Raw genomic sequence first — 13,929 nt, 5'->3', positions numbered from 1 at the left:
CTTACGTCTCTTCGCCTTAGCAAAGACACTATAAAATCGAACAAAGCCGACGCAAGTGCATCGGCTTAAACGTACAAATAAGAGTCGCTAAATTCTTACTTCAATTTATGGATAACAGGTTGTCCTGGCTCCAGTTCTTGAACATGCCAATCTAGACCAATAGATGGCATGGTTTCTAGGAATGGGTCTGGATCTAGTTGTTCCATGTTGAACACGCCTTTGTCTGCCCACTTGCCACGGAAGAACTGCAAAGCCGCAGTGATCGCTGGTACGCCAGTGGTGTATGAGATAGCTTGGTGTTCAACATCTTCGTATGCGACTTCGTGATCAGCGTTGTTGTAAATAAATACACTGCGCTCTTTACCATCTTTCTTACCTTGAACCCAAGTACCGATACACGTTAGGCCAGTGTAGCCTGGTGCGAGTGATGTTGGATCTGGTAGTAGTGCTTTTAGCACGTGCAAAGGTTGAACAACCGTACCGTCGTGAAGCGTTAGTGGATCTGGGCTGAGTAGACCGATGTCGCGCATCACATTGAAGTAGTTTAGGTAACGGTCACCAAAGCCCATCCAGAATTCGATGCGTTTCGCCGGGATGAACTCTTGCATAGATCGAACTTCGTCGTGCGCCATTGAGTACACTTTGTGTGAACCACAATTCGGGAATTCAAACTCAAGCATACGTGAGTGACAAGGTACTTGTTTCCACTCGCCGTTTTCCCAGTAGAACGAATCGCCTTGAATCTCAAGCATGTTCGTTTCTGGATCAAAGTTAGTTGCGAACTTCTTACCGTGGTCGCCTGCGTTTACATCCATTACGTCGATAGTATCGATTTCATCGAACAGATGCTTCACTGCGTATGCGGCAAACACCGATACTACGCCCGGATCGAAACCAGCACCAAGAATACCTGTAATGCCGGCTTCTTCAAACTTCTCACGGTAACCCCACTGCCAATCGTAAGCTTGAGGTACTTGTTGGCCTTCAGAGCACAAATCAACCGCAACAGATGTATCAAGGTATGACACTTTAGCTTGGTAACATGCTTCCATAATAGACATGTTCACCCAAGGAGGACCTGCGTTGATCACTAAGTCAGGTTGTACTTCTTTAATTAAAGCAACTAAAGAATCTACGTCGTCCGCGTTTACCGCTCGCGCTTCTAATTTCTTAGTTGAATCTTTCAGATTGTTTTTCTTCTGAATCGATTCGATGATTTTCTCACACTTACCTACGGTACGTGATGCGATTGTGATATCACCCAGAACGTCGTTGTTTTGTGCTGCTTTATGTGCAACTACCCAGCCAACGCCGCCTGCACCAATCTGTAGAATTGCCATAGTTTTCCGTTACCTTTGTTAAACTAGCTCTGCCGCTAGCGTATTGATTTTTGAGAGCAAAGATTCAAAGTCCGCCGTCGTCAGACACGGGTTCAAAATCGTAAATTTCAATGCAGTTTTATCGTCGACAATGGTTTCACCCAATACCGCGATACCGCGTGTTAACGCTTCTAAGCGCAACGTTTTGTTCAGTTCATCAAGATCCGCTGATTCATGTGTCGCGCGGAACAGAACCGTAGATAGTGATGGTTCAGCCAACAACTCAAAGTGTTTGTTATCTCGAATCATGTCCGCCACTTCAAGCGTCTGTTCAAGCAAATGATCATACATATCGCCTAGGGCTTTTGGCCCTACGCTTTGCATCGTCATAAACACTTTGAGCGCATCAAAGCGCTTAGTTGTCGCAATAGACTTATCCACCAAGTTCGGTAGTTCGTCGTGTTCGCGGTTCAAATAGTCTGCATGGTGAAGCAGGAATTTAAAGTTAGACTTGTCATTTACCAATAGCGCACCACAACTGATGGTTTGGTAAAACAGCTTATGGAAGTCTACGCTGATGGAATGTGCACGCTCACAACCTTTCAGACGCGCTTTTTGGCTACTTAGAATCAGAGCTCCACCGTATGCACCGTCGACGTGCATCCACATGTCATGTTTCGCTGCGATATCGGCGATAAAGTCTAAGTCATCAATAGCACCGTGGTCCGTTGTACCCGCTGTACCAACAATGGCAAATGGGATCAAACCTTCTGCTTTGGCCTGATTGAGAACTTCGTCTAATTTAGTGACATCCATCGTTCCATCGGCATTAGCATCGACGGTCATGACCGCTTTTTCACCCAATCCCATCCAAGACGCTGATTTTTGAACCGTGAAGTGGGATTTTTTCGAACATACAATACGTAGCTTGTCTGCGTATTCAGGAAGGCCAAGCTTTTGAATTGAGTGTGCACTGAGTTTGTCAGCAATCCAATCTCGCGCAAGCATCAAACCCATTTGGTTACTTTGCGTGCCGCCGCTCGTGAAGATACCGTCCGCTTTTGCACCTAACTCGTATTTATCGCATAGCCAGTTCACAACTTTCTGTTCAACATAAGTCGCTGATGAAGCTTGATCCCATGAGTCCATCGACTGGTTCAAAGCCGCAATCATTGCCTCTGCCGCAATCGCTGGCATCAACGGTGGAGTATGTAGGTGAGCAATACAATCTGGATGTTGAGTAAAAATTGCGTTTTTCGCGACCAGCTCAGCAGCATCGTCGATAACGGATTTAAGAGGCGCATTTCCATTATCAAGATCAACGTCGTGAATCGCTGCTTCCAATGCTTTTGGATCCATACCTGAATACGGTGCAGTCACTTGTTCAAACACTGACTTCATTGCCGTAGTAGTGTGATTCATCACCGAAGCAAATTCATTGCTGCCCATCTCTCCACTGTGGATGAAATGCTTCTTCCATTCATCTTGTGGCTGAGTTTCGATGTGACTACCGCCAGCCGCTAAAATCGCGTCTTCAAATACACGTAAAGCAAAGTCGATTTGTTCAAACGAGATGATAAGAGGAGGAAGGAAACGAATTACTGCGCCTTCGCGTCCACCTTTCTCAACGATCAAGCCACGCTCGAGTGCTGCGCGTTGAATAGAAAGTGTGAGTTCACTATCCGCTTGAGGTTCACCAAATTTATTGAGCTCACCGTTTGGATTTTTAATCTCCACGCCTAGCATCAAACCTTTGCCACGAACCTCTGCGATACAGTTCACACGCTTTTGAATACTTTCAAGGCCGTAGCGCAGGTACTGACCCGCAATATTGGCATGCTCAACAAGGTTATCACGCTGGATAATTTCTAATGCTTTCGCACCAGAGACCATAGCTAGCTGGTTACCACGAAATGTACCTGTGTGCTCGCCCGGCTTCCATGTATCATGTTGCTTGTTGATAACCAATAGCGACATTGGTAAGCCACCACCAATTGCTTTTGATAAACACAGAATATCTGGAACAATGCCCGACTCTTCGAACGCGAAATTGTAGCCAGTTTTACCAACACCACACTGGATCTCATCGAAGATCAGTAAGATACCGTGTTCATCACAAATACGACGTAACTCTCGTAGCCAGAATGCTGGCGCAGGAACAACACCACCCTCACCTTGCACTGGCTCCACGATAATCGCGGCAGGCTTCATAATGCCTGACTCATCATCGTTTAAAAGACGATCGATATAGCGAATGCTTGCTTTCGCACCTTCATCACCGCCAAGCCCAAAAGGACAACGCAGGTTGTATGGGAAAGGCATAAAGTGCACATCCGACATCAAACCAGTTCGACGAGCTTTCGTACCTAAGTTACCCATCATCCCCATCGTACCATTAGTCATACCATGGTATGCGCCACGGAAGGCAAACATAGTGTTGCGACCAGTAGTCTGTTTCGCGAGCTTGATAGCAGCTTCAACCGCATCAGCTCCAGACGGGCCACAAAATTGGATAACGCTGTTCTCACTTAACTCTTGAGGAAGAAAAGACTTAACGGATTGAATAAACGTCGTTTTTGCTGATGTTGCAATATCTAGCGTCTGATATGGCAGTCCTGAATCTAATTGCTCTTTTAGCGCTTGGTTTATTTCAGGATGGTTATACCCCAAAGCTAGAGTGCCTGCCCCCGCAAGGCAGTCTAGAAAGATCTGTCCACGCGTATCTTCAACCAAGCACCCAAAGGCTTGTTTAATTGCGATCGGCAAACGACGTGGATAAGAACGTACTTCAGATTCATGCTCAGCCTGATCAATCAATACTTGATCTGGCGTTAAGTCATACGTTCTCTCAACGATAGGAACCTGAGACGAAAAAATGTTTGCGATATTGCTATCGACTTCAAAGGCAGTGCTCATACTACATAATCCCTTGAATTATAATAATTCTGTATCCTGTATTAATAATCATTAGAATGAAATTACAGGAGGTGTGAATACCCCTCCGCATTTGTCAGTGCATAAATGACAAATACAGATCATCCGCCACGATACTCGCGACTTTATATGTAAAAGGGATTAATCAAGGTTCTGTAATGCACCCGTTTTGTAAAACAGGACATTTCGGCAGTATGAAGCTGATTAGTGTGTGTTTATTCAAAGGTTTCAATGTTGGGTTTCCCATTAATATGCCGCGTTTACAGCATTAGTATCCCGTCTATCGACAAAAGGCTTTGCCGATACCTACCCTACGCAGTGTCACAATCAGCTTGAATGGTCACTACGCGTATCCCCCAGAGATCAAACGTTGTTAATTACGCTCCGAGATTGCGCGCGAATTTATCACAAAATAAAATCTTCTGGCAACGATTTTTCATATTAGTAACAGTGATGTAAATCACAACAAAACATACCCCATCGCAACACGCATGTTCATATTCATGAGCTATGCTTTTCTGCTTCTCTCAAACAGCTGTTATTTAAACAAATATTCTTGAGATATCATCACCTCATCCAACAGAGGTTTAAGGTTGTGCTGCTTAATCATAAAACATTCCTTTCTATATCCGGAACATTTAAAAAGATAGCATTCTCGTCACAGCTTTGCCTGGAGCAAGAGTGGTTATTCTCCACAAGTGATGGTTTAAACATAGACTAGTAGGAATGGCTAAGATGCTTTGCAATGGCAGAATGAACAATCACTTGAGTCAATGAGACAAAGGGTTCGTTACTTAACGAAGTCTGTGACAGAAAAGAAGTTTGAGATTTTCAAAAAATACGAAAAAGGCCTAACATTTTCATGTTAGGCCTTAAATCTGGAGCGACACACGAGGTTCGAACTCGTGACCTCAACCTTGGCAAGGTTGCGCTCTACCAACTGAGCTAGTGTCGCATTTAATATGAGATGGTGCCCCGGGCCGGACTTGAACCGGCACAACGCGAACGTCGAGGGATTTTAAATCCCTTGTGTCTACCAATTCCACCACCAGGGCACACAAATATTCTTTGTGATGCCTTTACAGAAAAGTAAAACACCATCTGATATCGCCAATGCCATATCAATAAAATTTGGAGCGACACACGAGGTTCGAACTCGTGACCTCAACCTTGGCAAGGTTGCGCTCTACCAACTGAGCTAGTGTCGCATTTTTCTCGAAAGCCATTCGCTCTCAAAAGAATAATGGAGGCGCCTCCCGGAGTCGAACCGAGGTCCACGGATTTGCAATCCGCTGCATAGCCACTCTGCCAAGGCGCCTCATTTGTGAATAAAGCTAAGCTTTTTCACCACCCTTTTGAGCCGTGCTCTCTTGGGTACGGGATGCATTCTACGGATTCGAGCGATCGAGTCAACACTATTTTTATTTTTTTAAATCGTTTGACTAGAATTTGTGCGAAAGACGATGGATTGCTTAGTTTTAATACTAAAAATCGCTTAAATACACTTGTTTATCATAAAACTTTGGCTACGCCTTACACTGCTGGCCGTGCGTTGCGTGCATTGAAGTATTAATAATCAGAAGACTCGCCTCTCTAAGACTCTCCAAGGACAAAAACAAGACTTAGATCACAAATGGAACTCTATCGAAGCAAAAGCCCCAGATACAAATTGTAAGCATGGCCGTTAGCAAGCATTGAAAAGCGAGAGAAGCAAAAAATGCTGTAGATTGTCTTAGATACAAAAAAGCAGGCTATTAAGCCTGCTTTCTAACATCAGAATTTAATGGTGCTCTTCATTCAACAGATCGTCTTTCGCAGCAGCCAAATATTGAATCATTGACCAATATGTCAAGAAAGTTGCCACATACAAGGCCGCAAAGCCTAGCCAAACCATCCATTCATCGTAACGCCATATCAACACCCATAAGGCGAACATTTGCGAAACAGTTTTTACTTTGCCAACCCAAGATACCGCAACACTCGCTCGCTTACCGATTTCAGCCATCCATTCTCGCAATGCTGAGATAATGATTTCTCGCGCAATCATCGTTACCGCAGGAATGGTCACCCAAATTGAATGATAATGTTCCGTGATTAGAATCAATGCCGTTGCCACTAGCACTTTATCAGCGACAGGATCAATAAACGCGCCAAAACGAGAAGTTTGGCCAAGTTTACGGGCCAACATGCCGTCAAGCCAGTCAGTAAAACCCGCTACCCAAAACACCATTGCTGCTGCAAACGGTGCCCATGAATAAGGTAGATAAAAGACAACCACAAAAACAGGGATTAGGAACAGTCTAAGAAGAGACAGAATGTTCGGGATATTCAAACGCATTTTATTATTCTCTTACACATTGCGGCTTAATGTTGCGCGATTTTCCTTATTGTTTCAATGCTTGGAAAATAATTTCTGCTAAAGAGTGACTTATTCCCGGTACTTTGGCGATTTCTTCGACACTTGCACGTTTAAGTTCTTGTAACCCACCCATGTACTTGAGTAACGCCTGACGTCGTTTAGGGCCGATTCCCTCAATCCCTTCGAGTGCACTCGTACGTCTGGTTTTACCTCGCTTAGCACGGTGCCCCGCTATAGCATGGTTATGGCTTTCATCACGAATATGTTGGATAAGATGCAGCGCAGGAGCATCGCTTGGTAAATGAAACTCGTCCCCATCGACTGTAATCAGCGTTTCTAAACCTGGTTTGCGAGTAACGCCTTTTGCAATACCAATCATGATAGGACGCTTTGGCCAATCCCCCCAGTACTGCGAAATGATGTCATGCGCACGATTTAACTGACCTTTACCGCCATCGATAAAGATGATGTCGGGAATTTTCTCTACGTCCAATTGCTTCGAATAACGGCGCTCCAACGCTTGTCCCATTGCTGCGTAATCATCACCACCGGTAATCCCAGTAATGTTGTAGCGACGATACTCTTGCTTTACGGGGCCTTCGTTGTTGAACACCACACATGACGCAATCGTGCTTTCCCCCATCGTATGGGAGATATCAAAACATTCCATTCGAGCTATAGACTCCAACTTCAATGTTTCGCGAAGCGCATGAAAACGCTGATTAATCGTCATCTTGTGATTGATTTTGGTGGTAATCGCCGTTAGTGCATTCGTGTTCGAAAGCTTGAGATACCTTGCTCGAGAGCCAGTTGGCGACGTATGAAAATGAACCTTACGGCCTGCCACTTCACTTAACGCTTTCTGTATTGGCGCAATATCTTCTGCCAACTCTTGATTCAAAATAATACGAGAAGGAATTGTACGTGCTTCGTTATGGCTCAAATAGTATTGAGTCAGAAAACTATCGAACACTTCCTGCTGGCTTGTATTTTGTGGGATTTTCGGAAAATGGCTACGGCTACCAAGCACTTTGCCTTGGCGTATCATCAGGATATGGATACACGCGATACCATTCTCCTGAGCAAACCCGAGTACATCCATATCATCCATGCTGTCTTCTGAGACGTACTGCTGCTCTTGAACACGCCTAATCGCTTGGATTTGATCGCGAAATTTAGCGGCATCTTCAAAGCGCAATTGCTGACTGGCATCTTCCATTTTCTCAATCAACTGTTTGAGTACTTGCTGATCTTTGCCTTGCAAAAACATGCGCACAAAGCCAACCAACTCTGCATATTCTTCATCAGAAATGATGGTATTAACGCATGGTCCTGCACAACGACCAATTTGGTACATCAAACATGGGCGCGTTCGGTTGGAATAGACAGTGTCTTCACACTGGCGCACAGGAAATATCTTTTGCAGCAAATGCAATGTTTCTCTTACTGCACCAGAATCTGGGTAGGGGCCAAAATATTCACCTTTGCGCTTCTTGGCGCCACGGTGGATAGAAAGCCGTGGGTGCTTATGACCGCTAATAAAGATATAAGGGTAAGACTTATCATCTCGCAGCAACACATTGTATTTCGGTAAATACTGCTTGATGTAGTTATGCTCTAAGATCAGCGCTTCTGTCTCAGTATGAGTCACCGTGACGTCTATTTTGGCGATATTACTGACAAGCGCGCGAGTTTTCTCACTGTCTACTTTTTTTCGAAAGTAGCTTGAAAGGCGCTTTTTAAGGTCTTTGGCTTTACCTACGTAGATTACAACAGCTTCGGCGTTGTACATTCTGTAAACGCCGGGCTGATGAGTTACTGTCTTGAGAAAGGAAGCCGAATCGAAAGGAGGATTCACGCTAAAGGGTCTCGGTGTCCAGCATTCCGTGGCGAATCGCTAAGTGAGTTAACTCAACGTCACCATTAATGTCCAATTTACTAAAGAGTCGGTAGCGATAGCTGTTGACTGTCTTTGGACTTAAATTAAGTTGCTCAGAAATATCCGTTACCTTTTGGCCTTTGGTGATCATAAGCATGATCTGCAATTCACGTTCGGATAAGTCTTTAAAAGGGTTCTCAGAGGCTGGAGAAAATTGACTCAATGCCATCTGCTGCGCAATCTCTGGCGAGATGTAACGCTGCCCACTATTAACTACACGAATCGCATTCACCATTTCGTCAGGGCCAGCACCTTTGGTTAAATAACCAGACGCACCTGCCTGCATCACCTTGGTTGGAAACGGGTTTTCTGTATGAACGGTAAGTACGATGATTTTCACATCAGGATTCACGCGAAGAATTTTTTTAGTGGCTTCCAAGCCGCCAATTCCTGGCATGTTCATGTCCATTAAAACGACGTCAGCATGATTACTGCGACACCATTTTACTGCATCTTCACCGCTGTCAGCTTCTCCTGCTACGTTCATTCCACGGACGTCTTCAATAATACGTCGTATCCCTGTGCGAACCAGCTCGTGATCATCTACAAGGAAAACATTTATCAAACTTGTATCTCCACACTTTGTATTGGTTCTGCACCCACATAACCATTATTTGTTAAATGTGGATATCAGTATGACTGCCTATATACTAACGTAATCGACAAAAAATTGCTTTCTATGAATATGTGCTGAAACGCAAACTTTAGCAAGAACTTATTCATAAACCACTCTATTATTTTAGAGCGTGATGAGCAGAACCGAAATCTAAGAGAAGACAATTAACAACATTAAGTACAATAAATCAAGTAACTAGGTTTCATATTGCCCAGAGAAACACGCTATAACTTAAAATGACACTGTCCCTCTTGCACCAAAGACTAACTTGTAATCACTAATTCCAGCAAAAATTTGAGACGCTTTCTTTACTGGTTATTTTTACAGTTCTTAGTGTTAAACTAACGTTCTTCAAGTTTTCTAAGGTTTCTCACATTTGAATATTCAACAAGGCTTCCTGCTAACTCGACAGGCACGAGACATCAAAGGTCAAACTCAAATCGAGCTGTGGCTTTCGACAGAAGCAGGTCCTACTCAGTTACTTATTAATGGTGAGAAGCCAGTATTTTTCATCGCTCAGAAACACTCAGAGCAAGCAAAGACACTCGCACGAGAAAAAAACATATTCGTCGACATCCGCCTTTTGGATCTCAAAACGTTTGAACATACGCCTCTTGCTGCCTGCTATACCAATGTAACCAGAGACGCTCTCGCACTCAAAGACACATTCGCTCAAAAAGATATCACTACGTATGAAAGTGATATTCGCCTCGCCGATCGCTACCTAATGGAGCGTTTTATCAAAGGCAGTATCGAGTTTACAGGCAATGTGACTCGCACCAATGGCTACCAACGCGTCCAGAGCGCAAAATGCCGTGCGGGGCAATATGAGCCGAAGTTAAACGTTGTCTCGTTAGATCTAGAATGCTCTGAGAAAGGCATTCTTTACTCAATCGGATTAGACAGCGTCATGGATTCCCGCGTTATCATGATCGGAGAACCAGAACCTTCGGAGACACCGATACAATGGGCTAAGGATGAAAAAGCGCTTCTAGAAGCACTCATCGATTGGTTTAAAAAATTCGACCCCGATGTCATTGTCGGTTGGAATGTCATTGATTTTGACTTTCGTCTGCTACACAAACGAGCAGAATGGCACAACATGAAGCTAATGCTTGGCAGAGCAGACCAAGCCAGCTTTTTTAGAAGTTCATCTCAAAGCCAACAAGGGTTTATCTCCATTCCCGGGCGAGTTGTGATGGATGGTATCGATACGCTAAAAACGGCTACTTACCACTTTCGATCTTGGTCATTAGAGTCTGTATCTCAAGAACTCTTGGGGGAAGGTAAAGAAATCCACAACGTGCATGACCGCATGGATGAGATCAATCGTATGTACCGCTCCGACAAACCATCGCTGGCTAAATATAATTTACAAGACTGCGTGTTAGTGAATAAGATTTTCAATCACACTCACCTGCTTGACTTTGCAATAGAGCGCTCTCGTCTCACTGGTGTCGAACTGGATCGTGTCGGCGGTTCGGTTGCAGCATTCACAAACCTATACATGCCTCAGATACACCGAGCAGGCTACGTTGCTCCGAACCTACACCCTGAAAATTGGATTGCTAGCCCAGGCGGTTACGTGATGGACTCCATCCCTAACCTATATGATTCTGTTTTAGTATTGGATTTTAAGAGTCTATATCCATCGATTATTCGCTCTTTCTTGATTGATCCTATGGGTTTAGTTGAAGGGTTATTGCTCGATATTGGAAAAGAAGAAAATCAGGCTGTACCTGGCTTTCGCGGTGGGCAGTTCCATCGTACGAAACACTTTTTACCAGAAATGATTGAAAAGCTTTGGGCAGCACGTGATGTTGCAAAGAAGAACAATGAAAAAGCTTTTTCTCAGGCAATCAAAATCATCATGAACTCCTTTTATGGCGTACTGGGCTCATCGGGATGTCGTTTCTTTGATACTCGGTTAGCTTCTAGTATTACCATGCGCGGACATGAAATCATGAAGCAAACTAAGGTGCTGATTGAGGAGCAAGGATATCAAGTGATTTACGGCGATACGGATTCCACATTCGTGTCGTTGAATCGACCATACAGTCAAGTAGAAGCTGACGCTGTTGGAAATCAATTAGTTGATTACATCAACTCTTGGTGGCAAGAACACCTGCGTTCTGAGTACAACCTAACATCTATGTTGGAAATCGAGTATGAAACCCATTATCGCAGATTCCTTATGCCAACGATTCGTGGCGCAGAAACTGGCTCGAAAAAGCGCTATGCGGGTTTAATCGGTGAAGGAGAGCAAGAACGGATTGTATTTAAAGGGTTAGAAAGTGCCCGTACTGACTGGACCTCGTTAGCTCAGAAATTTCAAAATACACTCTATAGCATGATTTTCCATGGTGAAGATCCAAGCGACTATGTCCGAGAGATGGTTGAGAAAACTAACAACGGTGAATTTGATGAACAGTTGGTGTATCAAAAGCGACTGCGCAGAAAACTGCATGAGTATCAGAAGAACGTCCCGCCACAAGTGCGCGCAGCTCGTTTAGCGGATGAGATAAATGCCAAGCTTGGCCGCCCATTACAGTATCAAAACAAAGGACGAATTGAATACATTATTACCGTGAACGGCCCTGAACCTTATGAGTACCTCAATAGCCCGATTGATTATCAACATTACATTGATAAACAACTCAAACCCGTTGCAGATGCGATTCTCCCTTTCATTGGGACGGACTTTGACAGGCTTTCAGCGCCACAAATGGGGTTGTTTTAGCCGATACGAAACTCTGTTTTCTGGTACTGTTTGACTAACCAATCACCAAACGCATCAATTAGCCCGATAACAGAACGCTTGGGAATCCCCCGGCCAGAAAGTAAAATTTCTAGCCGCTCGATCTCAAGCTGCTTTTCAGGATGATAAGTTAAGAATACCTTGCCACACTCTACGGGGTCATCAAACCAACGTTTATCTCGATACATCACCAAAGAGTATGACGCTCTTAGTAACTTTTTAGCAATCACGCGCTGGGCGGCCACCTGCTCTTCTATCGTCTTCGCTTGTACGATTTTTTTGCGATAAGCCGTAATCCAATCTTCCACATCCATATTCCAGTGCTTAGCAATTTCCCAACTTGGGACGTAATCACCAAAACAGTCTGCTAGATCATCACCATAAACACAGACACAGCAATGCTTAAGCATAAAGCCCCAAGTGAAAATACTATCTAAATTAGCAACTTCGCTCACTAAGGCTGTACGGACCGATACACCATTAACGTGAGGGTAACTCTGCTGCGCACGCCACTTAATTGTGTTGAGCAAAGTCGCGCGATTGTGATCAAAGGATGATTGAGTAACGACAACCAGGTCTAAGTTCGACCTCCCAACGATCGCTGTTTTACGAGCAACACTACCGTATACATAAACGCTGTGTAAGTTTTGCCCCAATCCACCTTTGAGACAAGCGGTGACTTCCCTAATTAAAGGCGCAAACTCTGGTTGAAATGGTTGTTTAGGATCGATAACAGGCAGAGACATGACTTAAAACGTGTTCTCAGATGGTTCAAGAAGTTGGGCTATATGTTCTCTTAGCCGACTCACCGAATCAAGTCCATTCAGGTGTTTAGTCATGGGAGTAACAACAAATTTCTGCAATGAATTTTAATGCTAGGCGGCTAACTTAGCGCTATAATCACCGAGTTTTGCTTAATAAGTATGAATAGGAATATACAATGCCAAAGGCAAGTGAAATCAAAAAAGGCTTCGCAATCGAGTCTAATGGTAAAACTCTTCTCGTTAAAGACATCGAAGTAACGACTCCTGGCGGTCGTGGCGGCGCTAAAATCTACAAAATGCGTTGTACAGATCTAAACACGGGCGCACGTGTAGATGAGCGTTACAAGTCTGATGACGTTGTTGAAACGGTAGAAATGAACAAACGTGCAGTTGTGTACTCATACGCTGACGGCGATGAGCACATCTTCATGGATAACGAAGACTACTCACAATACACATTCAAGCACAATGAAGTTGAAGACGACATGCTGTTCATCAACGAAGATACACAAGGTATCCACATTATCCTTGTTAACGGTGCTGCAGTGGGTATTGAACTACCATCTTCTGTTGAGCTAGTGATTGAAGAAACTGACCCTTCAATCAAAGGTGCTTCTGCATCTGCTCGTACTAAACCAGCACGCTTCGCTTCAGGTCTTGTCATCCAGGTTCCTGAGTACATTGCAACTGGTGACCGTGTTATCATTAACACAGCTGAACGTAAATACATGAGCCGAGCATAAGCATGTCTGATTTGATTTCTTACGACGACGTCATCGACGCAGCGTACGACATTTTCCTTGAGATGGCTCCAGATAACCTAGAGCCTGCTGACGTGATTCTGTTTACTGCGCAATTTGAAGATCGTGGTGCCGCAGAACTTGTTGAAACCGGTGATGACTGGGTTGAACATGTTGGCTTCGAGATCGACAAAGAAGTATATGCAGAGGTTCGTATCGGCCTAGTAAATGAGGAAAATGACGTTCTTGATGACGTATTTGCTCGTATGCTAATCAGCCGAGACCCTGAACATAAGTTCTGCCATATGCTTTGGAAACGCGATTAACGTTTCTTCATCATGAACAAAGATACCAGCCTAGTGCTGGTATTTTTTTATCTGTTGTTTTCGTCTAGCTGAGATATATGTTTATACAAAGCACCCTGCTCTATATAGGCTTTAGATCCTTTTGTTATGTAACAGATAAGAAAAAGGCTTGCCGAATTGGCAAGCCTTTCTGAT

Annotated in this window: 9 protein-coding genes and 4 tRNA genes; 3 read left to right on the top strand and 10 right to left on the bottom strand. The window is 44.1% G+C overall.

Translation table 11 applies throughout. The annotated features are described in order from the left end of the window. Positions 1-95: 95 nt before the first annotated feature. From R8O10_RS06655 to uvrY, 9 genes are all read right to left on the bottom strand, one after another. Positions 96-1,340: a carboxynorspermidine synthase gene (locus R8O10_RS06655; RefSeq protein ID WP_012841628.1), complete on the bottom strand. Its 1,245-nt coding sequence runs from the start codon at positions 1,338-1,340 to the stop codon at positions 96-98. A gap of 18 nt (positions 1,341-1,358) precedes the next feature. Continuing rightward, positions 1,359-4,235 (bottom strand): pyridoxal phosphate-dependent class III aminotransferase, encoded by a 2,877-nt coding sequence (locus R8O10_RS06650; protein WP_318191237.1) that lies wholly within the window; start codon positions 4,233-4,235, stop codon positions 1,359-1,361. An 897-nt stretch (positions 4,236-5,132) separates the two neighbouring features. Beyond that, a tRNA-Gly gene (locus R8O10_RS06645) sits at positions 5,133-5,208 on the bottom strand. 13 nt (positions 5,209-5,221) lie between these two features. Beyond that, positions 5,222-5,308 (bottom strand) — tRNA-Leu (locus R8O10_RS06640). A 77-nt stretch (positions 5,309-5,385) separates the two neighbouring features. Next, positions 5,386-5,461 (bottom strand) — tRNA-Gly (locus R8O10_RS06635). 36 nt (positions 5,462-5,497) lie between these two features. After that, a tRNA-Cys gene (locus tag R8O10_RS06630) sits at positions 5,498-5,571 on the bottom strand. Between the two features lie 462 nt (positions 5,572-6,033). Beyond that, positions 6,034-6,591, bottom strand: coding sequence for a CDP-diacylglycerol--glycerol-3-phosphate 3-phosphatidyltransferase (gene pgsA, locus R8O10_RS06625; RefSeq protein ID WP_005394805.1), 558 nt, complete (start codon positions 6,589-6,591; stop codon positions 6,034-6,036). 46 nt (positions 6,592-6,637) lie between these two features. Next, positions 6,638-8,470 carry an excinuclease ABC subunit UvrC gene (gene uvrC / locus R8O10_RS06620; protein WP_203345909.1) on the bottom strand — a complete coding sequence of 611 codons (1,833 nt, stop codon included), beginning with the start codon at positions 8,468-8,470 and terminating at the stop codon, positions 6,638-6,640. Between the two features lies 1 nt (position 8,471). Next, a complete protein-coding gene (gene uvrY / locus R8O10_RS06615) occupies positions 8,472-9,116 on the bottom strand; it encodes a UvrY/SirA/GacA family response regulator transcription factor (RefSeq protein ID WP_005386783.1) in 645 nt (214 codons plus the stop codon). 427 nt (positions 9,117-9,543) lie between these two features. Here uvrY and R8O10_RS06610 point away from each other — a divergent pair, with 427 nt between their 5' ends. Continuing rightward, positions 9,544-11,907, top strand: a complete 2,364-nt coding sequence (locus R8O10_RS06610; protein WP_150919067.1) for a DNA polymerase II — start codon at positions 9,544-9,546, stop codon at positions 11,905-11,907. Here the strand turns inward: R8O10_RS06610 and R8O10_RS06605 are convergent. Continuing rightward, positions 11,904-12,671 (bottom strand): nucleotidyltransferase domain-containing protein, encoded by a 768-nt coding sequence (locus R8O10_RS06605; RefSeq protein WP_150919069.1) that lies wholly within the window; start codon positions 12,669-12,671, stop codon positions 11,904-11,906. The genes R8O10_RS06610 and R8O10_RS06605 overlap by 4 nt on opposite strands. 194 nt (positions 12,672-12,865) lie before the next feature. Here R8O10_RS06605 and yeiP point away from each other — a divergent pair, with 194 nt between their 5' ends. Both yeiP and R8O10_RS06595 read left to right on the top strand, forming a co-directional pair. Next, positions 12,866-13,432 carry an elongation factor P-like protein YeiP gene (gene yeiP / locus R8O10_RS06600; RefSeq protein ID WP_005376801.1) on the top strand — a complete coding sequence of 189 codons (567 nt, stop codon included), beginning with the start codon at positions 12,866-12,868 and terminating at the stop codon, positions 13,430-13,432. Positions 13,433-13,434: 2 nt separating this feature from the next. Further along, positions 13,435-13,755, top strand: a complete 321-nt coding sequence (locus R8O10_RS06595; protein WP_005376800.1) for an HI1450 family dsDNA-mimic protein — start codon at positions 13,435-13,437, stop codon at positions 13,753-13,755. Positions 13,756-13,929 lie beyond the last annotated feature (174 nt).

It is taken from the genome of Vibrio sp. 1727, assembly GCF_033344415.1.
GTDB classification, from domain to species: Bacteria; Pseudomonadota; Gammaproteobacteria; order Enterobacterales; family Vibrionaceae; genus Vibrio; species Vibrio alginolyticus.
Note: the sequence above shows the minus strand (reverse complement) of the source record. Positions and strands in the feature narration are given on the sequence as shown.